Annotated in this window: 17 protein-coding genes and 4 pseudogenes; 8 read left to right on the top strand and 13 right to left on the bottom strand. The window is 60.4% G+C overall.

What is annotated here, in order from left to right; translation table 11 throughout:
• Window position 1: 1 nt before the first annotated feature.
• From PLD_RS27730 to PLD_RS27710, 5 genes and pseudogenes are all read right to left on the bottom strand, one after another.
• Window positions 2–1201: pseudogene (locus PLD_RS27730) on the bottom strand (CoA-acylating methylmalonate-semialdehyde dehydrogenase); the annotation flags it as partial.
• A complete protein-coding gene (locus PLD_RS27725) occupies window positions 1200–1706 on the bottom strand; it encodes a BCCT family transporter (protein WP_256674825.1) in 507 nt (168 codons plus the stop codon). The pseudogene PLD_RS27730 and the gene PLD_RS27725, both read right to left, overlap by 2 nt.
• A 350-nt stretch (window positions 1707–2056) precedes the next feature.
• Window positions 2057–3277: a CoA transferase gene (locus tag PLD_RS27720; protein WP_218575869.1), complete on the bottom strand. Its 1221-nt coding sequence runs from the start codon at window positions 3275–3277 to the stop codon at window positions 2057–2059.
• Between the two features lie 404 nt (window positions 3278–3681).
• Window positions 3682–4338 carry an HAD hydrolase-like protein gene (locus tag PLD_RS27715; RefSeq protein ID WP_159897886.1) on the bottom strand — a complete coding sequence of 219 codons (657 nt, stop codon included), beginning with the start codon at window positions 4336–4338 and terminating at the stop codon, window positions 3682–3684.
• 207 nt (window positions 4339–4545) lie between these two features.
• A complete protein-coding gene (locus tag PLD_RS27710) occupies window positions 4546–4935 on the bottom strand; it encodes a MerR family transcriptional regulator (RefSeq protein WP_159897885.1) in 390 nt (129 codons plus the stop codon).
• A gap of 74 nt (window positions 4936–5009) precedes the next feature.
• On the opposite strand from PLD_RS27710, the gene PLD_RS27705 reads away from it, so the two are divergent.
• Window positions 5010–6089 carry an SDR family oxidoreductase gene (locus tag PLD_RS27705; RefSeq protein WP_159897884.1) on the top strand — a complete coding sequence of 360 codons (1080 nt, stop codon included), beginning with the start codon at window positions 5010–5012 and terminating at the stop codon, window positions 6087–6089.
• A gap of 191 nt (window positions 6090–6280) precedes the next feature.
• Here the strand turns inward: PLD_RS27705 and PLD_RS30870 are convergent.
• The 3 genes and pseudogenes from PLD_RS30870 to PLD_RS27690 all read right to left on the bottom strand — a co-directional run.
• Window positions 6281–6544: pseudogene (locus PLD_RS30870) on the bottom strand (PAAR domain-containing protein); the annotation flags it as partial.
• 255 nt (window positions 6545–6799) lie between these two features.
• Window positions 6800–7711, bottom strand: coding sequence for a bifunctional GNAT family N-acetyltransferase/nucleoside diphosphate kinase regulator (locus tag PLD_RS27695; RefSeq protein ID WP_159897882.1), 912 nt, complete (start codon window positions 7709–7711; stop codon window positions 6800–6802).
• A 597-nt stretch (window positions 7712–8308) separates the two neighbouring features.
• Window positions 8309–8587, bottom strand: coding sequence for a hypothetical protein (locus PLD_RS27690; protein ID WP_159897881.1), 279 nt, complete (start codon window positions 8585–8587; stop codon window positions 8309–8311).
• Between the two features lie 341 nt (window positions 8588–8928).
• Between PLD_RS27690 and PLD_RS27685 the strand changes: the two genes are divergently transcribed.
• Complete coding sequence (locus tag PLD_RS27685) at window positions 8929–9468, top strand: AAA family ATPase (RefSeq protein ID WP_159897880.1); 540 nt, start codon at window positions 8929–8931, stop codon at window positions 9466–9468.
• Between the two features lie 126 nt (window positions 9469–9594).
• Window positions 9595–9876 (top strand): annotated as a pseudogene (locus tag PLD_RS27680) (transposase); the annotation flags it as partial.
• Window positions 9877–10002: 126 nt separating this feature from the next.
• Here PLD_RS27680 and PLD_RS27675 read toward each other — a convergent pair.
• From PLD_RS27675 to PLD_RS27655, 5 genes and pseudogenes are all read right to left on the bottom strand, one after another.
• Window positions 10003–10734: pseudogene (locus PLD_RS27675) on the bottom strand (PoNe immunity protein domain-containing protein); the annotation flags it as partial.
• 149 nt (window positions 10735–10883) lie between these two features.
• Window positions 10884–11432, bottom strand: a complete 549-nt coding sequence (locus PLD_RS27670) for a cupin domain-containing protein (protein WP_015635120.1) — start codon at window positions 11430–11432, stop codon at window positions 10884–10886.
• Between the two features lie 364 nt (window positions 11433–11796).
• Window positions 11797–13077: an FAD-binding oxidoreductase gene (locus PLD_RS27665; RefSeq protein WP_159897879.1), complete on the bottom strand. Its 1281-nt coding sequence runs from the start codon at window positions 13075–13077 to the stop codon at window positions 11797–11799.
• A gap of 55 nt (window positions 13078–13132) precedes the next feature.
• Window positions 13133–14623 (bottom strand): aldehyde dehydrogenase, encoded by a 1491-nt coding sequence (locus PLD_RS27660; RefSeq protein ID WP_159897878.1) that lies wholly within the window; start codon window positions 14621–14623, stop codon window positions 13133–13135.
• A gap of 33 nt (window positions 14624–14656) precedes the next feature.
• A complete protein-coding gene (locus PLD_RS27655) occupies window positions 14657–16033 on the bottom strand; it encodes a glutamine synthetase family protein (RefSeq protein WP_159897877.1) in 1377 nt (458 codons plus the stop codon).
• 266 nt (window positions 16034–16299) lie between these two features.
• Here PLD_RS27655 and PLD_RS27650 point away from each other — a divergent pair, with 266 nt between their 5' ends.
• The 5 genes from PLD_RS27650 (at window position 16300) to PLD_RS27630 (ending at window position 21522) form a co-directional block, all read left to right on the top strand.
• Window positions 16300–17055, top strand: coding sequence for a gamma-glutamyl-gamma-aminobutyrate hydrolase family protein (locus PLD_RS27650; protein ID WP_159897876.1), 756 nt, complete (start codon window positions 16300–16302; stop codon window positions 17053–17055).
• Between the two features lie 248 nt (window positions 17056–17303).
• Entirely contained in the window at window positions 17304–18446 is a 1143-nt protein-coding gene (gene potA, locus PLD_RS27645; protein WP_159897875.1) for a polyamine ABC transporter ATP-binding protein, read from the top strand.
• A gap of 44 nt (window positions 18447–18490) precedes the next feature.
• Window positions 18491–19372 (top strand): ABC transporter permease subunit, encoded by an 882-nt coding sequence (locus tag PLD_RS27640; protein WP_178116250.1) that lies wholly within the window; start codon window positions 18491–18493, stop codon window positions 19370–19372.
• Complete coding sequence (locus tag PLD_RS27635) at window positions 19369–20265, top strand: ABC transporter permease subunit (RefSeq protein ID WP_159897873.1); 897 nt, start codon at window positions 19369–19371, stop codon at window positions 20263–20265. The genes PLD_RS27640 and PLD_RS27635 overlap by 4 nt, the downstream gene beginning before the upstream one ends.
• A gap of 150 nt (window positions 20266–20415) precedes the next feature.
• The gene (locus PLD_RS27630) at window positions 20416–21522 is read left to right on the top strand and encodes a polyamine ABC transporter substrate-binding protein (protein WP_256674824.1); all 1107 of its coding nucleotides are present in this window, start codon (window positions 20416–20418) and stop codon (window positions 21520–21522) included.
• Window positions 21523–21983: the final 461 nt, after the last annotated feature.

The raw sequence follows: 21983 nt of genomic DNA, 5'->3' as shown, positions 1-21983 counted from the left end.
TTCACTTCATCGTCGGCATTGAAAACTCAGCACCTTCGCGTACACCCGCAGATGGCCAGCGCTGGGTGACGGTCTTGCGCTTGGTGTAAAAGCGCACGCCGTCAGGGCCGTAGGCATGCAGGTCACCGAACAGCGAACGCTTCCAACCGCCAAAACTGTGATAGGCCACTGGCACCGGCAGAGGCACGTTGATACCGACCATGCCGACCTTGATGTTGTCGGAGAAGTAACGTGCGGCCTCTCCATCGCGGGTGAAAATACAGGTGCCGTTGCCATATTCGTGGGCATCGATCAGGTCCATGGCCTCCTGCATGCTGTTGACCCGCACCACTTGCAGCACAGGACCAAAAATCTCTTCCTTGTAGCTGACCATCTCCGGGCTGACGTTATCGATCAGCGTGCCGCCGACGAAGAAGCCGTTCTCAAATCCGGCCACCTTGGGGTTACGCCCGTCGACCACGATCTTGGCGCCCTGCGCTTCGGCGCTATCGATATAACCCACGACCTTCTGCTGGTGTGCTCGGGTGATCACCGGGCCGAAGTCGTTGCTCTTCTCTGAATAGGCACCGACCTTGAGCGATTGCATCGCGGCCTGCATCTTCTCGACCAACGCATCGGCGGCGGCATCGCCCACAGCCACGGCGACCGACAGCGCCATGCAGCGCTCGCCGGAGGAGCCGAACGCGGCACCGAGCAGCTGGTTCACGGCGTTATCCATATCCGCGTCGGGCATCACGATGGCGTGGTTCTTCGCCCCTCCCAAGGCCTGGCAGCGCTTGCCGTTGGCATTGGCGGTTTTGTAGATGTACTCGGCAATAGGGGTTGAGCCGACAAAGCTGACGGCCTGAATACGCTCATCGTTGAGCAGCGTATCCACCGCTACTTTGTCGCCGTTAACCACGTTCATCACGCCATTCGGGAGCCCTGCTTCCTGCAGCAGTTGGGCAATGAACAGTGTCGAGCTAGGGTCGCGTTCGGACGGTTTGAGGATGAAGCAGTTGCCGCAGACGATGGCCATCGGGAACATCCACAGCGGCACCATCGCCGGGAAGTTGAACGGGGTGATACCCGCCACCACGCCCAAGGGCTGAAACTCGCTCCACGAATCGATATTGGGGCCAACGTTTTTGCTGTGCTCGCCCTTAAGCAATTCAGGCGCACCGCACGCATATTCGACGTTCTCGATGCCACGCTGCAGCTCACACCACCACGGTGTCGAGCACGGTTGCCAGCCAGCCATCCGCCTTATCGCCCAATACCCCGCGTGCCGCGACTGACAGGCGCACGCCTGGCTGACGACGGACGTACATGGAGTAGGCAATCGGAATCGCCGGTAGGCAGTAAATGGCCCAAGGCGTGAGGCCCCAGTGGAACTGCCCATAGGCCAGTGCCCACTCGGCGGCTTCCTTGCTTTTGGCGGCGAAGCCTAGCGGCGGGCCATCGAAGTAGTAGATCGGCTCAACCCAGGCCCAGTTGGCGATGGCAATACCGATGCCGCCACAGAAAATCATCGCAATCCAACTGAAGTAGGAAAACTCGGGAACGTCTTCCGCGCGGCCCAAGCGTACGTTGCCATAGCGACCCAAAGCGAGCCATAGCAGGAAGAGCACGGCACCCAGACCGCTAAGCAAATACAACCAGCCGAAATTGCCGGTGGCGAAGCCAAATAACTGTTTGATGATCAGGTTCCCGGATTCGGGATACATGACCAGTGGAATGGTGATGCCAAGAATGACTGCAATCGATGGCCAGAACACCCGTCCATCGAGGGCTGAGCCGGTGTGTATGTTACTCATCGCGATGACTCTCCTCTTGTAGGCTGGCTACGGTGACTTCCGCTGAGCGGTCGCCAGGTCCGTAGTACGCACATGCAAAGTACCGATTAACCCTGGTTGCACTCGATGCAGCAGCGCGGGGGGGCCAAAGAGGGAGCGGAATCGTTGGGCATAATTTTTTATATTTATTGTTCATGGCAGTTCTCGTTTAGATCACGTGTGAGAGAACGCTCAGGCACTTCGGGCAGTCGTATTCCTGAGCGTTCATTGGGTTCTCGTGGTTAGCTCGGCAGGTACTCCTCACTCCAGCTTTCGCTGATGCTCTTGCGGGCAATCAGGGTGTCGATTTGCATTTCGCTGTAGCCAAAATCGCGCAGCACCGTGCGCGTCGAAGCGCCGAACTTTTCCGCCGGTGTCAACGCGCGGATGGGCGCACTGCGTGGGCGGATGGCAAATGGATCGAGCTGGGTGACGCAGTGACCGCTCGGATGATCGGCATAGACACTGAACGAATAGCTGCCGTTGTCCGTGCCAGGGCGACCATCTGCAGGACGGCTGTAGCGGCGGCGCAGGTTGTCGATGTTGTCTGGCACTGCAGCGGCGATACCGGCGGCATGCAAGCGGCTCTGCCAGGTAGCGGCGGTTGCAGTGAGCAGTGCAGGACCGAGGAACGCGGCGTGGTCACTGGCCTCGGCGAGGCCGGCGAGGCCTTCAACACGAGTCAATCGCTCCAGCTCCAGCTCATGACTGTCCAGATACAGCCAGTCATCTGCGGTGCGGTAGAAACGCGACAGGTCGCTGTAGCCGACAGAGTCGCGACCGGACGGCTCATCAAAAGGTGCACGGCCGGCATAGTCGAAGCAGAACGGGATCTGCACCAGGTTGCCTAACGAGGCCAACGAGGTGCGCGCCCGACTGATTTGACCGGTTACGGCTTTTTGGTAGAGCGCCGCAGCAATCCCCAGCGCCGCGGCGAAACCGCACATGACATCGATGGTGCCCACATGAGCATGCTCTTCCGGTGTCTGCATACTGCCGCCGAAGCGCAGCATGATGCCGGTAGTCGCCTGGATCAGGTCGTCGTACCCCAAGTAATCCGTACGCGGTCCGCGACGAGGGCCGCCGAAGCAATCCAGCTGGCAGAAGATCACCCCTGGGTTTACCGCCTGTAGGCTGGCCTCATCAAGGCCCAGCGGTGCCAGCTGCCGATCAGGGGCGTTCATCACGATGATATCCACCGAACGCACCAGAGTATTGAACACTTCACGGCCATCGGCCTGGTTCAAATCAACCAAGATGCTCTGCTTGCCGCGCGCCGACGACATACCAAACACCACGGTATTCCAGGGGTCGTAGTTGGGCGTGGCGGGGTCAAGCTTGATCACCTCGGCACCAAAGCGGCCAAGAAATGATGTGGAATGCGGGCCGGCGATCACATTGGTCAGGTCAAGGATGCGCACCCCTTCCAGCCAGCCGCCGACGTTGCCTATCGTCGGCGGCACAGCCCTTGCCCCGGCGCTAGCAACAGCTGCCGCCGTTGCAGGCGCGGCCTATGTGGCCAGTAGCGTCTGGGATTGGGTTACGGACTGGTGGTAGAAGGATCGCGCGATTCATCGTTTCAAAGCACACGGCGATCCATTTGTGCGCGGCGGCTTTCGATCGAGGCTGTGTATAAAGGTTTTCAGCACGATTGGAGCCCAGCGCTGGACTGAAAATCGCATTTCTACGCAACATCCTGATCGGCCTGAGCAGCCGATCATCTTTAGATTTCGCATAGATGCGCAAACTTCAATCTTGACCAAGCGTCTTTACACTCTCTGGATCATTCGCGGACTTTGGCGAAACACTGCTCTGGGCCAGAGGCTGATTGCGGGAGCCGGCTGAAATCGCCCCTCAGTGCCCAAGCCTACAAACTTGCGGATGACTCAAGGCGCGCATCACCTGCCGCTAGCCGCCGCAACTCGCTCACATCGGCGAACCACTCATGGGTCTGAAGACTGTGGAATGCATCGTATGCTCCATAGCCCCAGGCGACCGCGCCAAAGGCGATACCGGCAGTCGCTGCGGCTTCACCGTCCGTGGGCTGGTCGCCGATGTAGATCACCTGTTCTCGCGCCACATCGAATTTGCGCATGACCCGGCGCAAGCGAGACGCCTTGCCGAATATGGAAACGCCGCACTCGAAGGCCCGAATATGTCGACAACTGGCGCCCAGAATATGCGTGATGTTCTCGCGCGAGTTGGAAGACACCACCGCCAGAATCAGTCCCTTCTCATCAAGATGACTCAGGGTCTGGGCAATGTCGTTAAACAGTGGGATCGAGCGTTGATGCTGCTTCATCAGGCCCATGAAGGTTCGCGCCACCATGGGCAACTTCCAGCGGGGCATCCCCAGATGGGCCATGATCTCGCGAGCCCCTTGCTTGCGCAGGCAGTCCAACTCTTGCGGGTGAATCCGCCTGAATGCGTGCCTGTCGGCAACCTGGTTAAACACCGAAACAAAGAACGGAAAGGAATCAGCGAGCGTGCCGTCAAAGTCGAAAATGGCCAGTCGGTATGACATGTGAAAGTGCTTTTCTGTGGTGATAGCGGCCGACTCCAAGCAACGGCCGGTGCTGGGCGATTAACTCACCTGATTGATTGAATGGGGGCCGGCGCCAACAAACCCTGTCGCGCCTGAGTAGTGCATGCTCGCCGCTGGTTGTTTGGCCTTCAGCCGCAAACAGCGGGCTGCGGACTCGCCCGTTTCCCTTCCTTGGTTGCTGAGCATTCAGTTGGAAGCGTTGTTCAGCCGCTGCAGCTCAAGTTGCTCGGCAGCGCTGGCTTCAAGCTTTGCACGCTCTTCATCCAGATACCGATAGATGCCTTGGAAGTTGGCGATTTTCTGTTTGATTTCGGCCATCTTTTTTTCAATGAGCTTGGCGCCCTCGGCACAGTCGATCAGCTTGTTGCGTTGCGCATCCAGAATCTCGCCTATTTCCCCCAGGGAAAACCCCATGCTCTGCGCGCGCTGGATAAAGTCCAGGTCCTGCAGCGTTTGCTCTGTGTAAACACGATAGTTGTTGGTTCGCCGCTGCGATGAGATCAGGCCGATTTGCTCGTAGTAACGCAGCGTATGGCGGCTGGCGCCGCTACGGGCCTCGATTTCGCCAATTTTCATGAAAACACCGCTTGACCATAGAGTTTGGTCGATAGTTTACGCTTGACTTCTCACCTTCAACAAGGAACAGGGAAATGAGCGTGGAGTGCTTTGTCACCGGGGGTACCGGCTTCATCGGTCAACATTTGCTGGCACACTTGAGTGCAAAAGGTCACACCGTTCGGGTGTTGATGCGTCGCCCCGAGCGGCTTGCTGCGCTGCGCGAGCAAGTCGAGCATTTGGGCGGGTGTGGCACCCGGGTATTGGCCGTGGCCGGCGATCTGGAACGGGACCACCTCGGGCTGAGTCCTGCCGACCGAGAAGTGCTGAGGCACGCCGACGCTGTATTCCACCTCGGTGCCCACTTCGCCTGGGGTCTTTCAATGGAGCAGTCGCGTGCGGTGAACGTGGCAGGGGCCAAGCGCGTGGCGCTGCTGGCGGCTGAGCAAAACAGCCGGCTAGTGATGATCGGCGGCTACATGCTGAAAAATCATCAACACCTGCAACGCATCGGCATTGATCCTCGCCATCCGCAGCGGACCGATTGGCCTGCCGTCTATCGGCATGTCGGTGGCTACGAGGCGAGTAAGCTGGAAGCGCATTTTGCGACCCTGGAGGTCATGTCCACCAAGGGCGGGGAACTGACCGTAGTGCACCCCGCGACAGTGTGTGGCCACAGCCGCACGGGGCATATCCTCGACGGCCAGCCGCTGGTGGCGCTGATACGCAACCTGGTGCAGGGAAAACTGACGGCCGTGCCCGGTACCGCCAGGCACTGGCTGCCACTGGTCACCGTGGATTACCTGGTCGAGCTGATGACGGCGAGTGCTTTTGATCCGGCCATGGTGGGCCAGGAACTGCTGGCGCTGGATGCGCAAACGCCCAACTTGCGAGAGCTGTTGGGACAGGTGGCACAACCTTTGGGGTTGAAATCTCCCCAGCACCACATCCCGCTCCGATTGCTGAAGTGGCTACTGAGCATTCCTCCCCTCGCGCGCTTGATGAATACCCAACCCGAGGCCTTGGACTTTATCCAGACCACTCGCTTTGATACCGCGGCCGTCGAGCAATTTGCCAACAGGCATGGCATCGCCAAACCGGATATACGTCAGTCTTTGCAGCACACTGCAACCTTCGTCAACGCCCATTGCATTGCCAAGAGCCAGGCCGGCTGACGTCCCTTCGGGGCGACACCGCTGTCAGCCCCGACGGGAGGAACTGTCCGCAGGTCAGTCATGCGGACTCATCAACTGGCAGGAGCCTCGGCCTGTGCTTCTCCAATGAACTGATACGTTTGAGCAGCAAAGCATCCATCGCTTCGCCCGATTGAATCCACAACCCAAAACAACAGCCATTGGAAAACGCCAAAGCAAATCGCAGCGCTGCCCGCCGCAGACGCAAAGAGCGAGCTACCGAAGTTATCGCCAGAGCCGCTGACGATGGTGCCGCCGTGGCTGCTGAGGCTGCCCAGATGGGCCAGGGCCCGGCCATTGACCAGAACAGAAGGGAATCCTGTGGTCATCACCGCGCCGCAGCCGCAAACATCACTGACCCGGGCCGCGCCCATGCCGTTGCTGATGACGTTGCCGGAAGCGGTAACGATGGGAGTACAAGTAAAAAGGCGACGCATTGCGTCGCCTTTTTACTCAACCAGGGATGAGGCAGGATCAGCCTGCCCCAAGGTTCTATCACCCAAGGTTTTTAGATGTAGAGAATCAAAACGGTCGCAGGAGCCGGCGAGGTCGGTTCTACCGCCTCCTGCTTTTCGCAACGTGCTCCGCTCCTACCCTTGGCCATACAACAGGTCGCTCAGGCACGGAAAGCGAAACACCGTCCTTTGGGAAGCCTCGTGCCCGATGGACGAACATCGAGCAAAGAGCGCAATTCATAGGTGGAAGTCGCCCGCAGCCTCCGGCTGGTAAAGCACTTTCCTGATCTCAATCCGGCGGGTCCGATCAGAAATTCGCCAGTCGATGGCATCCCCCTCCTGATAGCCAAGGATGGCGGCGCCCAGATCGGAATATACGGAATACTTCCCTGCGCTGCTGTCCGCGTCTTCAGGGTAGACCAAGGCCGCTTCGAACTCTTCGTCGTCCAGTTGCAACAACGCCCTAGAGTTCATCGTGATGACATTGCGCGCCACCTGCTGCGGCTTGACGACAATGGCTCGCTCAAGCTCATGTTCGAGTTCAACAATCGTCGGGCCTTGCTCGAACGCGATCAGACTTTCGAGCCTGGCCTTGTCGATTTCAGTGATGTAGATCCTAGCGGAGTCGTCACCGGCTCCTTCGCGCAAGAATTGGAGATAGCGTCCCGCCGTCATGGACAATGACTTCAAAGTCAGCGTTTGGCTCTCAAGCGTAAAACCGCTACGCAGAAAGGCTTTCAGCGACCGCGAGTTATCCGGGTGAATCTTGGCAATGAGCTTCTCGGCCTGCATGTCGAGGAAGGCCAGTTTCATGCCTTCGCGAATCGTACGAGCGCCAAGGCTCCGCCCCCATTTGTCGCTGTCTCCAATGGCCAGGACTATCTCGCAATTTGAGCCGGTCTTGATCAGGCGGACAAAACCCACCGGGACGTCATGCCGGTCATAGGCCATGAAAAATCGGCCGCCCTGGTTGAATAGATGGGTCAGGATCGGCAACTGCGTCCGATCAATGGCTTGCTCAATGGAGCGGGATACATGACGCGAATCGCTCAGGTAGCAGGTCACTCGCTCATCTTCCAACCAATCCATCAACGTCAACGCGTGCGCCCGAGTTATTTCAGGGCATAGCGTAATGAAAGGCTTGTTCATCTAAACCACACTTCTATGTCAAGGATAGAAGCCCTTCATGGCTAAAGTCATGACGGTTCTTCGGCAACCGGGCATTTTAAGATATACCGCGAGTAATAGCGAAGATCCCCGAGATTTCGAGGAAACCATCGTCTTGCCGACCCCGAACCAGTCAAGCGCTCAAGCCTCGATGACGCCGACTCCATTCAGAAAGCTCAGCACTGTATCGCTCTGCCCCTTGATCCGACCCAGAGGTTCGCCGCGGGCGGCTCCATCAGATGTACGTGGATGTCCTGGCATTACTGGGTGTAACAGTTTTAGTGTTCTAGATGATTTGCCCGAACCCGCTTTTGGGGTGGCTGACTCAGTACTTCTTCACACCCAAGGCTCGAGGGGTTGACTCTTCAGGGGCTCTCCGAACAAGTACGCAGATGTGCTGAAATACACCTGACTTCATGATCCGAGCCGCCCATGAGCCAGATGAGCTTTTCCGACTTCAAATACGCCGGCAAGCGTAAGCCGACAGCGGGCACAGAGCCGATCGCTGGAAAGCGCCCCGCTCAAGCAAAAAGGCGACGCATTGCGTCGCCTCTTCGTTGCCTCAGTACTCAATCGAGGTTACGCCGGATCAGCCAGCCTCAAGGTTCTATCACCCAAGGTACGCAGCAGATCGAAGCCATCACTGAGCAACAGGCCGATGGCAAAACAGATCTGGGAGAGGTCCTGCGGACCAGAAGCGCAGTCGAGGATTTCCAGCAGGTTGCGGGCTGCGCCGATGCGTTGTTGAGCGCAGGTATACAGATCAGCCAACGAGGCGTTGGCGTCCAGGTAAAGGACGGGATGGTCGGTGTCGTTGCGGGTGAGCGGGATGGGATTGCAGGTAGGTGTGCGGGTCATTGGTGAAGCTCCATGAGAGACAAGTCTTTACCGCCGTCAAACAGCCAAATGGAATCGGCCAAGAGACGAGGTTTATGCCCATAGTTTTTTGGCCCGCGATGACCAGTCACTTAAGTTGCGGTGACCTGTTGGACTATAGAAGTGGTATTCGCTCGATGACAGTTTTGGGGTCACTGATCCTTCGGTTTATCGTTGCAAAAGCATACAGCGATCGGTTTTTTGAATCGCTACTTTCGGCCATTAGCTACCTGTCATGCCGACCATTTGTTGTTGACCGAGGTAAGCATTGACATAAAATCGCCGCCCCAAAAGATCAGCTTGCATAGCGAGAAGGAGCTTCGATGCAACGGGTGATGATTGTTGGTCAACCTGGATCAGGCAAAAGCACTTTGGCGCGTGAGCTTGGTCAGCGCACGGGCTTGCCGGTCGTCCATATCGACACTATCCACTGGCAGCCAGGGTGGATAGAACGAACCCCGGAAGAGAAAACGCGGCTATGTCTCGCTGTAGAGACTCAAGATCGTTGGATATTCGAAGGTGGCCATTCAGCCACTTGGGACAACCGCGTGGCCCGTGCAGATCTTTTGATATGGATTGATCGTTCGGCGACGCTTCGATTCTTCCGCGTACTGCGCAGAACGCTGCTCCAACGCGGTCAGTCTCGGCCCGACTTGCCGGAGAACTGCCCCGAACGGCTGGCGAACCTGCCAGAGTTTTTCAGATTCATGTGGCGGACGAAAAATTCAGCGCGAGAAAAGATGCAGCAACTTGTGGCAACAGCGCCATCCACTTGCCGCATGGTTTGTCTGCGGTCCAATCGGGATATCGGTATTTTTCTCGCGAATATTGGAAGTTCGACTGTCCCAGTTCCGCGAGATTGATCGACGGTTGATTGACTCACTGCGGAAAATGCTGGTTACGAGCGGCCGCTTCCGGCCCAGAGTGTGTAAAAACGTCTTCGCGAACTCTTACTATGATTTCTGAGGATTTCATCGCAGGGATCGCCCATGAAGCGCTTTATCCAAGGTGAACATCGAGGCCAAGGCACCTTACTTCCCGAGAGCCTCGACGACTACGTCAGCGATACCAATCCGGTGCGGGTAGTCGACGTCTTCGTCGACGAGCTCGACCTGGTCAATCTGGGTTTTGAAGGTGCCATTCCAGCTGATACTGGCCGGCCGGCTTACCACCCCGCGATCCTGCTGAAGATCTACATCTACGGCTATCTCAACCGCATCCAGTCGAGCCGACGTTTGGAGCGAGAAGCCCAGCGCAACGTCGAACTGATGTGACTCCGGCTGCGCCGGGGTAAACCAATAACCGGCTTTGCTGCAGGACTGCCCCGCCACCACCGGCGCTACACGTTTTGGGTGGCTCGGCCGAAGGTTCCTCGCATAGGCCACCAGATCCTTGGGATAGACCCTATGCTCGACCCCGCTGTCATCGATGCCATAAAGGAAGGCAATAGCAGCCGCCTCGAACGCCCAATACCCGCAATAGCTGCCCTCGTCCCCTTGCAGGTGGCTGTCGTGCCAGGGCGCTTGCTCGAACGCGGGGTACCAGTCGTCACAGTACTGCTGCAGAAGGTCGCTGGCCTCGGTTGGGTCGTCGGCGTAGATGGCTTGTATCAGCGGTGTATAGACGTCGTGGTACCAGTCATCGACGTCATATCGATCGGGCAGCAGTTTGCTCAGCAGGTCTTCGTAGAGGGTGTCGTCCCCGGCGTAGCCTGCTGGGTCGATCAGGGCCACGAAGCGTTGAAGCAGGTCGGTGCGGTGCAGCAGGATGCACAGGCTGAACACCTGGACGCACTCTTGGTACTGATCGAGCCAGTCGTCAATCGCCAAGGGGGTGATGTTCGGAATCTGGTTGTACTCGGCCAGTTGTCTTTGCAGGTGTTCGTAACTGTCCACCAGGGTTTCCAGCAAGGGAATCAGCAGGTCGATGCTGTGGCCAGCGGTGTAGCGGATGAGGATTTCCTTGAAGATCCACTTCTGGAAATGCCGGGCCCTGAGGGACTTTTCCTGGGCTTCGGAGTCGGACTCAAAGGTGTTTTCGGCAAAGAACTGCACGCTGTGCTGGTAATTGCTGAAGAAGTTCTCCAGGCGTACTGCGCTGAGGAATGCTTGTCGTCTGTCCTTGATCATGAGTCTTCCTTGCGTCTGAACGGCGCCCGCTCCAGGCGTTGCCCGCAAGCGCGGCAACGGCAGTCACCAGTCTAAAAAACAAAGCCCGCGACACAAGGCGCAGGCTGGATAAGGTTGCAACAGGTCGAGCCGGATCAGTCACCCAGCCCTTAGAAGTTCGCCGGGGTGTTGGCGCTGATGATTTCCGCCTCATCCTGCCCAATATTCCTAAAGCTATGAGGCAAGGTGGTGGGGAAGTAATAGCCATCCCCCGGGTTGAGCACGCTGACTTGCCCGTCCACGGTCAACTCCACGGTGCCGCGAGTCACCAGCCCGCACTCCTCGCCTTCGCTGTGCACGATGGCTTCTTCGCCGGAGCTGGCGCCGGGGGCGTATTGCTCGCGCAGAAAGCGCATCTGCCGGTTGGCCACGGGGGCGCCGATCATCAGCAGGCGCAGGCCGTCGCGACCGAGGTCCGGCTGTTCGTTGGCGCGGAACACGTATTGGTGCTCGCGAGGCGGTTGGTCGAAGGTGAAGAAGTCGGCCAGGGACATGGGGATGCCTTCCAGCAGCTTTTTCAGGGAGCTGACGGAGGGGCTGACGCGGTTCTGTTCGATCAGGGAGATGGTGGCATTGGTGACGCCGCTACGACGGGCCAGCTCGCGCTGGGAGAGTTTGTAGCTTTCGCGAACGAGTTTGAGTCGGGTGCCCGTGTCCATAACAGCCTTATGTGAGTGGAACTTAAGGGTACTTTCGCGGCGGTTGGGTCGCGAGGATCGCGATTTTGCTGCCCCTGGAGCCTGAAAAGGCGGCTATTTAAACATGTTTGACAGGCAAGCTGTAAAGGCTGGTGATGAGGGCAATGACGAGGGGATTTCGGGCCAGGTTGGCGCGGGCCGCAGCCCGCTCAAACCCAGTCTTTTGTGGCGAAGGCGCTGGCTCCCGTTCGGCTACGCAGCGGCCGTAACCCAGGCGATCGGGTCATTGGGATTGATCGCGGTCGCCTGGGTTGGGAGGGCTGCGCCGTCCAGCGGGAGCCCGCTCCTTCACCACACAAGGCTCCCTGCCCTGAGGGTCGATGAATCAGATGCCAAAGCGGTCGCGCAGGGCGTAGTACGCGGCGCCCAGGGCGGTCAGTGGGGCCTGGAAGGTGCGCCCGCCGATCATTGGCATATGCGGCAGGGAGGCGAAGGCGTTGAAGCGCTCGGCGTCGCCGCGGATCATTTCGGCAATCAGCTTGCCGGCCAGGTGCGAGCAGGTGACGCCGTGGCCGCTGTAGCCCTGCATGTAGTAGGCGTTCTTTTCGATCCGGCCAAATTGCGGCATGCGCGACATGGTCAAGAGGAAATTGCCGGTCCAGCGGTAGTCGATCTTCACGTCCTTGAGCTGGGGGAAGGTCTTGAGGATCTTCGGCCGGATCAACTGGTCGATGTCGTCCGGTTCGCGGGCGCCGTAGACCACGCCACCGCCGTACAGCAGGCGGTTGTCGCCGGTCAGGCGGAAGTAGTCCAGCAGGTAGTTGCAGTCTTCCACGCAGTGGTTGTTGGCGATCAGGCTGCGGGCCAGTTGTTCGGGCAGTTGCTCGGTAACCACGATCTGCGAGCCGCAGGGCATGCTCTTGCGGGTCACGCGCGGGTCGAGGTCCTGCTGCAGGTAGGCGTTGCCGGCGATCAGCAGGTACTTGGCGCGCACCACGCCCTTGGCGGTGCGCACCACGTTGGGTTCGCCGTAGGTGATTTCCACCGCCGCCGACTGTTCGAAGATCTTGCCGCCCAGGCCGATGATGGCGCTGGCTTCGCCCAGGGCCAGGTTCAGCGGATGGATGTGGCCGCCCTGCATGTCCAGCAGGCCGCCGATGTAGTTCTTGGTGCCGACTTCGCGGTCGATCTGCGCCTTGTCGAGCATTTTCAGGTTGTGGTTGCCCAGACGCTCCCAGTTGCGTTTCTGTTCCGCCAGGCCCTTGAGCTGCTTGTTGTTCAGGGCGGCGAAGATGCCGCCGGGGCGGTAGTCGCACTGGATGTCGTAGTGCTGGATGCGCTGGCGAATGATGTCGGCGCCTTCGAAGATCATGCTACCGAGCACTTCGGCGCTTTTTTCGCCGTAGCGTTGTTCGATCACGTCCACGTCGCGGCTGTAGGAGTTGACCAGTTGCCCGCCGTTGCGCCCGCTGGCGCCGAAGCCGACCTTGGCCGCTTCGAGCACGGTGACGCTGTAGCCCGCTTCCGCCAGGAACAAGGCCGAGGACAGGCCGGTGTAGCCGGCGCCGATCACACAGACGTCGCACTCCACCAACTCTTCAAGTTGCGGGTAGTCGGTGGTCTGGTTACGGGTCGCGGCGTAGTAGCTGTTTACGTAGGTTTGCATGTGTCGTTCCCCAGCAGGTGCGGGTCGAAGCCCGCCCCGCTGTTGTTATAAGAGCCTAGAGCTTGATCCAGGTCGCTTTGAGCTCGGTGTATTTGTCGAAGGCGTGCAGCGACTTGTCGCGACCGTTGCCGGACTGTTTGAAGCCGCCGAACGGCGCGGTCATGTCGCCGCCGTCGTACTGGTTGACCCACACGCTGCCGGCCCGCAGGCCACGGGCGAAGCGGTGGGCACGGCCCAGATCGGCGGTCCAGACCCCGGCCGCCAGGCCGAAGATGCTGTCGTTGGCGATCTGCAGCGCTTCTTCTTCGGTATCGAAGCTGATCACCGACAGCACCGGGCCGAAGATCTCTTCCCGGGCGATGGTCATGGCGTTGCTCACGCCGTCGAAGATCGTCGGCTCGACATACAGGCCGCCAGTGCTTTCCAGGGCGCGGACGCCACCGGCCAGCAGTTGCCCGCCCTGCTGCTTGCCGATTTCGATGTAACGCAGCACGTTCTCCAGCTGGCGCTGGTCCACCACCGCGCCGACCCGGGTGTCGGGGTCGAGGGCGTGACCCGGCTTCCAACCCTTGAGGGCCTCCACCAGCAGCGGGATGAACTGTTCGCGGATCGAGCGCTGCACCAACAGACGCGAGCCGGCGGTGCAGACTTCGCCCTGGTTGAAGGCAATGGCCGCAGCCGCCGCTTCAGCCGCTGCGCGCAAGTCCGGGGCGTCGGCAAACACCACGTTGGGGCTCTTGCCGCCAGCCTCCAGCCACACCCGCTTCATGTTGCTTTCGCCGGAATACACCAAGAGTTGCTTGCCCACGGCGGTGGAGCCGGTGAAGGCCAGCACGTCCACGTCCATGTGCAGGGCCAGGGCCTTGCCCACGGTGTGGCCGTAGCCCGGCAGGACGTTGAACACACCCTTGGGGATGCCGGCGTCCAGGGCCAGCTGGGCGATGCGGATCGCGGTCAGCGGCGACTTTTCCGACGGCTTGAGGATGAACGAGTTGCCCATCGCCAGGGCCGGGGCGAATTTCCAGCTGGCCATGATCAGCGGGAAGTTCCACGGCACGATGGCCGCCACCACGCCCGCCGGTTCCCGGGTCACCAGGCCCAGCTGGTCGTGGGGCGTGGCCGCCACTTCGTCGTAGAGCTTGTCGATGGCTTCGGCGTTCCAGCGGATGGCGTTGGCCGTGGCCGGAATGTCGATGCTCATGGAATCGCCAATCGGCTTGCCCATGTCCAGGGTTTCCAGGAGCGCCAGTTCTTCCTGGTGCTCAAGGATCAGGTCGGCGAAGCGAATCAGGATGCGCTTGCGCTCGGCCGGGGCCTTGCCCGACCAGACGCCACGGTTGAACGCCTGGCGCGCCACGGCCACGGCACGATCGGCATCGGCCTGATCGGTGCTGGCGACGTTGGCCAGGAAGCGCCCGTCCACCGGGCTCAGGCATTCAAAGGTGGCGCCACTGGCGGCGGCGCAGTACTGGCCGTCGATAAAGGCACGGCCTTCGAGGCTGAGGGAATGGAAGTGCTGCTCCCAGTCGCTGCGGGATTTAGTCATGGCAAATACTCACTTCAGGAAGCACCACGGCCATCAGACCGTGTGCAAATACCAGTTGTATTCCAGGTCGGAAATCGAGTTTTCGAACTCCGCCAGTTCACTTTCCTTACAAGCAACAAAGACGTCGATGTACATCGGGTCGATGTACTTGGCCATCACTTCGCTGTCGTCCAGTACGCGCAGGGCGTCCCGCAGGTTAGTGGGCAGGCTTTGTTCGTTCTGCTCGTAGGAGTTGCCTTCAACCGGCGCTCCCGGATCGATCTTGTTCGTCAGGCCGTGGTGAATACCCGCCAACACCGAAGCCATCAGCAGGTAAGGGTTGGCGTCGGCGCCGGCCACCCGGTGCTCGATACGCACCGCATCGGCGGAACCGGTGGGTACGCGCACGGCCACGGTGCGGTTGTCGATGCCCCAGGTCGGCGAGTTGGGCACGTAGAACTGCGCACCGAAGCGGCGGTAGGAGTTGACGTTGGGGCACAGGAAGGCCATCTGCTCGGGCAGGGTGTCGAGCACGCCGCCGATGGCGTGGCGCAGGGCTTCGTTGGTTTGCGGGTCTTGGCTGGCGAAGATGTTGTTGCCCTGCTTGTCGAGAATCGAGATGTGCACGTGCAGGCCGTTGCCCGCCTGGCCCGGGTAGGGCTTGGCCATGAAGGTGGTGTCCATTTCATGGTCATAGGCGATGTTCTTCACCAAGCGCTTGAGCAGCACCGCATAGTCGCAGGCTTTGATCGGGTCGTTGACGTGGTGCAGGTTGACCTCGAACTGCGCCGGGGCGCTTTCCTTGACGATGGCGTCGGCCGGGATGCCCTGCTCTTTCGCGCCTTCGAGGATGTCCTGCAGGCAGTCGACGTATTCGTCGAGGTCGTCGATCAGGTAGACCTGGGTCGACTGCGGACGCTTGCCGGAGATCGGCGAACGGGGCGACTGCGGACGGCCGTTCACGTTGTCCTGGTCGATCAGGTAGAACTCCAGCTCGAAGGCGGCGCAGAGGGTCAGGCCCATCTCATCGAATTTCGCCACCACCTGGCGCAGCACTTCACGGGGGTCGGCGAAGAACGGCTGGCCCTCGATCTCGTGCATGGTCATCAGCAGTTGCGCGGTGGGGCGCTTCTGCCAGGGCTCGACACTCAGGGTGCCGGGAATCGGGTAGCAGATGCGGTCGGCGTCGCCGATGTCCAGGCCCAGGCCGGTGCTTTCCACCGTGGAGCCGTTGATATCCAGGGCAAACAGCGAGGCTGGCAGGTTGATGCCCTTCTCGTAGACCTTGTGCAGCGCGGTGCGCTCGATGCGCTTGCCGCGCACCACACCGTTCATGTCTGCAATCAGCAGATCGACGTAGAGAACCTCGGGGTGTTTTTTCAGGAAGGCATTGGCTTCGTTGAGTTGAATGGCACGCGGGGGGACCGGCATGATGCACCTATTGTGTTAATTATTATGTTCACTGCTGTGACACGCCAGCAGTCAACCCGAAAGAAAAACCGGAGTCAATAGCCAACAGCGGCGGCTTTTCGTCAATTATTTTGCCCCACTAAAGACCAATACCCGGCGCAATCCGCACCGCCCGCGGGTTTCGGACGAGTAACGTTTAGAATTTTTTACATGGAAGTTGTTAATTAAAATCAACGAGGATAAGCTCTGGAAAAACTCGTTCCCGCGTGAATTTCGAGGTGATAAAAATGGCATTCAAGCCATTGATCGGCGTTACTGCGTGCGTCAAAGAGATCGGCCTGCACCCCTACCACGTCAGCGGCGATAAGTACGTGCGTGCTGTCAGCGTCGCGGCCGAGGGCCTGCCCCTGATCATTCCTTCCCTGGCGGATCTGATCGATATCGACGATCTGCTGCACCACATGGACGGGCTGCTGTTTACCGGCTCGCCGTCCAATGTCGAACCCTTCCATTACCAGGGCACGCCCAGCGCGCCGGGCACCGCCCACGACCCGCAACGCGATGCCACCACCCTGCCCCTGCTGCGCGCGGCGATTGCCGCCGGCGTGCCGGTGCTCGGCATCTGCCGCGGCTTCCAGGAAATGAACGTGGCCTTCGGCGGCAGCCTGCACCAGAAGGTGCATGAACTGCCGGGCTACCTGGACCACCGTGAAGCCGACGACCCGCGCATCGAAGTGCAGTACGCCCCGGCGCACCCGGTGAAGATCCAGCCTGGCGGCGTGTTCGAAGCCATGGGCCTTACCGGCGAGATCCAGGTCAACTCGATCCACAGCCAGGGCGTCGACCGCCTGGGCCCTGGCCTGCGGGTCGAGGCGCTGGCGCCGGATGGCCTGATCGAGGCGCTGTCGGTGGAACACAGCACAGCCTTTGCCTTCGGCGTGCAGTGGCACCCGGAATGGCAGGTGCTGTCGAACCCGGCCTACCGGCGGATCTTCCAGGCCTTTGGCGACGCCTGCCGGCAACGGGCCGCGCAACGCCGCTAACCGGCAAACCCCGGCCGCCAAGGCGGCCTTCCAGGCATTCAACCCGATTCACCACGCCCTGCCCCACGGCGAGCGCGCCTGTGTGCGCCCGACGTTCGGCGTGAGCAGCAAACGGCAAGACCACAACAACAAATAGCGTCAGGCCGCCAGGGAGGCAGCGCCGAATCAGCCCGCCCCCTGCGGGCTGGCAATCAACCTTTAAGCCCGGCCGAATTGGCCAGGCTGCTGACACCTGTTGGGAGTTTCACATGGCAAACGCCTCCAGCACTTACCGCAAGGCCCTCGAAGGCACCCCGAGCCCGCAGAAGGTCCTGGTCAAGATCGACCGCGTGACCAAGAAGTTCGATGAAACCGTGGCCGTGGACGATGTCTCTCTGGAAATCCACCAGGGCGAGATCTTTGCCCTGCTGGGCGGTTCCGGCTCCGGCAAATCCACCCTGCTGCGCATGCTCGCCGGCTTCGAACGCCCCACCGAAGGCCGCATCCTGCTGGATGGCGTGGACATCACCGACATGCCGCCCTATGAGCGGCCGATCAACATGATGTTCCAGTCCTACGCCTTGTTTCCCCACATGACCGTGGCCCAGAACATCGCCTTCGGCCTCAAGCAGGACCGCTTGCCGGCCGCCGAGATCGACGCCCGGGTCGAGGAAATGCTCAAGCTGGTGCACATGACCCAGTACGCCCGGCGCAAGCCGCACCAGCTGTCCGGTGGTCAGCGCCAGCGGGTGGCCCTGGCCCGCTCCCTGGCCAAGCGCCCCAAGCTGCTCTTGCTGGATGAACCCATGGGCGCCCTGGACAAGAAGCTGCGCTCGCAGATGCAACTTGAGCTGGTGGAAATCATCGAGCGGGTGGGCGTGACCTGCGTGATGGTGACCCACGACCAGGAAGAGGCCATGACCATGGCCCAGCGCATCGCCATCATGCACCTGGGCTGGATCGCCCAGACCGGCAGCCCGGTGGACATCTACGAGGCGCCGGTGAGCCGCCTGGTGTGCGAATTCATCGGCAACGTCAACGCCTTCGACGGCACCGTCACCGAAGACCTGGAAGGCTACGCCATCATCGACTGCCCGGACCTTGAGCAGCAGATCTACGTTGGCCACGGGGTCAGCACCTCGGTGCAGGACAAGTCGGTAACCTACGCCATCCGCCCGGAAAAGATGCTGGTCACCACCGTCAAGCCCGACACCCGCTACAACTGGTCCAAGGGCAAGGTGCACGACATCGCCTACCTGGGCGGCCACTCGGTGTTCTACGTCGAGCTGCCCGGCGGCAAGCTCGTCCAGTCGTTCATGGCCAACGCCGAGCGCCGTGGCGCGCGGCCGACCTGGGATGACCCAGTCTACGTGTGGTGGGAAGACGACAGCGGCGTGGTGCTGCGGGCATGAGGACGTCGACCATGAGTACGTTCAATCAGAAGCTGTTCCGCATGCTGCCCAGCGGTCGCAAGCTGGTGATCGGCATTCCTTTTCTCTGGCTGTTCCTGTTCTTTATGCTGCCGTTCTTTTTGGTGATGAAGATCAGCTTCTCGGAAGCGGCCCTGGCGATCCCGCCCTACTCGGAGATCTACAGCTACGCCGAACAGAAATTCCAACTGTTGCTGAACCTGGGCAACTACGCCCTGCTGGCCGGCGACGAGCTGTACATTTCGGCCTACCTGGGCTCGTTGAAGGTGGCGCTGCTGAGCACCCTGATGTGCCTGGTGGTGGGTTTCCCCATGGCCTACGCCATCTCCAAGACCGGCAAGGAAACCCAGAACGTCTTGCTGTTGCTGATCATGATGCCGACCTGGACCGCGATCCTGATCCGCGTCTACGCCTGGATGGGCATCCTCAGCAACAACGGCCTGCTCAACAGCTTCCTGCTGTGGACCGGGCTGATCAGCCAGCCGCTGGAAATCCTCAACACCAACATCGCCGTGTATATCGGCGTGGTCTACGCCTACCTGCCGTTCATGGTGCTGCCGCTGTACGCCAACCTGGTCAAGCATGACCAGAGCCTGCTGGAGGCCGCGTCCGACCTGGGTTCGAGCAACTTCAACAACTTCTGGAAAATCACCGTGCCCCTGGCCAAGAACGGCATCATTGCCGGCTGCATGCTGGTGTTCATCCCGGTAGTCGGCGAGTTCGTGATTCCGGAACTCCTGGGCGGCCCGGAAACCCTGATGATCGGCCGCGTGCTGTGGCAGGAATTCTTCAACAACCGTGACTGGCCGGTGGCCTCCGCCCTGGCGGTGGTGATGCTGGCGATCCTGATTATTCCGATCCTGCTGTTCAACCGCAGCCAGGCCAAAGAGATGGAGGCACGGGCATGAAACGCTTCGAATTTTCCAAACTGATGCTGGTGCTGGGCCTGTTGTTCATCTACCTGCCGATGCTGATCCTGGTGATCTATTCGTTCAACGCCTCCAAGCTGGTGACGGTGTGGGGCGGCTGGTCGATCAAGTGGTACGTCGGCCTGCTGGACAACCAGCAGCTGATGGGCTCGGTGCTGCGCTCCCTGGAAATCGCCCTGTACACCGCCGTAGCGGCGGTGGCCCTGGGCACCCTGGCGGCCTTCGTGCTGACCCGGGTCACCCGCTTCAAGGGCCGTACTCTGTTCGGCGGTCTGGTCACCGCGCCGCTGGTGATGCCCGAGGTGATCACCGGCCTGTCGCTGTTGCTGCTGTTCGTGGCCATGGCGCAATTGATCGGCTGGCCCATGGAACGTGGGGTGGTCACCATCTGGATCGCCCACACCACATTCTGCGCGGCCTATGTCGCCGTGGTAGTCTCCGCGCGCCTGCGGGAGCTGGACCTGTCCATCGAAGAAGCGGCGATGGACCTGGGAGCGCGACCGTTCAAGGTGTTCTTCCTGATCACCATCCCGATGATCGCGCCATCCCTGGCGGCGGGCGGCATGATGTCCTTCGCGCTGTCCCTGGATGACCTGGTGCTGGCCAGTTTCGTGTCCGGCCCGGGTTCCACCACCTTGCCGATGGAAGTGTTCTCGGCGGTGCGCCTGGGGGTCAAACCCGAGATCAACGCCGTGGCCAGCCTGATCCTGCTGGCGGTGTCCCTGGTGACTTTCCTGGTCTGGTACTTCGGCCGTCGCGCCGAAGCCGCCCGTAAGCGGGCGATCCAGGAAGCCATGGAGTTCACCGCCAATGAATCCTGGCAGCCACCGGCGGCGAAAAAGCCTGCGCTACCTACGCCGACGACGGCCTGACCGTGGCCGCTTCGCCAGCCCGCTGAGGCCTACAGGTTGGAGTTGTCCGTAGGTGCCCGCTGGTGAGTGAAGCGGGTAAAAAGCCCCCCCGATATCCACCTTGCACACGCAGCAATCTGCACAATAAGAAATGGAGTTGTAGTGATGAAAATGCTTGGCAGGACACTGTTCGCCAAAACCCTGCTCTCACTGTCCTTGATGGGCGCGATGGTGAGCGGCGCTCAAGCCAACGATAAGGTGCTGCGCGTTTACAACTGGTCGGACTACATCGCCCCGGACACCCTGAAAAAGTTCGAGGCCGAAACCGGTATCCACGTCACCTACGACGTCTTCGACAGCAACGAAACCCTGGAAGCGCGCCTGCTCACCGGCAAGTCCGGCTACGACATCGTGGTGCCGTCCAACAGTTTCCTGGCCAAGCAGATCAAGGCCGGGGTCTACCAGGAACTGGACAAGTCCAAGCTGCCCAACTGGAACAACCTCAACCCGGTGCTGCTCAAGAACGCCTCCGCCAGCGACCCGGACAACGCCCACGCCTTCCCCTACATGTGGGGTTCGATCGGCATCGGCTACAACCCGGACAAGGTCAAGGCGGTGCTAGGCACTGACGCCCCGACCAATTCCTGGGACCTGTTGTTCAAGCCGGAGAACGCCGAGAAGCTCAAGGCCTGCGGCATCAGCTTCCTCGACTCGCCCACCGAAATGCTCCCCGCCGCCCTGCACTACCTGGGCTACCCGGTGACCAGCAAGGACAAGGCGCAGATCCTCGAAGCCCAGGAACTGTTCATGAAGATCCGGCCTTCGGTGACCTACTTCCACTCCTCCAAGTACATCTCGGACCTGGCCAACGGCAACATCTGCGTGGCCGTGGGTTACTCCGGCGACGTGCTGCAGGCTCGCTCTCGCGCCGAAGAAGCCGGCAACAAAGAGAAGGTCGCGTTCAGCATTCCCAAGGAAGGCGCCGGCAGTTTCTACGACATGATGGCCATCCCCAAGGACGCCACCAACGTCGACAACGCCTACCTGTTCATGAACTTCCTGATGCGCGCGGACATCATCGCCGAGGTCACCAACAGCCTGGGCTACAGCAACGCCAACTCGGCAGCCACGCCGCTGGTGGAGGAAGCGATCCGCAACGACCCGGCGTCCTACCCGCCACAAGAGGTACTGGCCACCCTCTACGCGGTGCCGGACCAGCCGATTGCCATCCAGCGGGTGATGAACCGCGGCTGGACCAGGATCAAGCTCGGCAAATGATCCAAACCGCTGATCCAAGCCGCCCGCCGAACAGGCGGGCGCTGCTGCCCTTTTCCGTTCCTGTCGCGCCTTACCACCGCGACGCTCCTGCGAACGGCTTCACCCGGCTCCCTCGGTTGGGGTGAATCCTTGGCGCCTTCGGGCGCCTTTTTTGCGTTCCCTGTCGCCGCTGCCGCAGGCCGCGAACGGCTTGGGTGGCATACCGACGCAACAAACGCAGCGATCCTGAAGGCAACAAGGGGTCCTGCGACCCCTGTCGCAGCCTCGCTAACGCTCGACAGCGGCTACAAAGACTCCAGACACCTTCTTGCGCACCCTATCGCCGCTGCCGCAGGCTGCGAACGGCTTGGGTGGCATACCGACGCAACAAACGCAGCGATCCTGAAGGCAACAAAGGGTCCTGCAGCCCCTGTCGCTGCCGCAGGCTGTTCCCCGCTCCTAGAAGTGGTATTTTTTGCCGC

The organism is Pseudomonas sp. LD120, from assembly GCF_009861525.1.
Classification (GTDB): domain Bacteria; phylum Pseudomonadota; class Gammaproteobacteria; order Pseudomonadales; family Pseudomonadaceae; genus Aquipseudomonas.
This window is presented reverse-complemented; position numbering and strand designations above follow the sequence as displayed.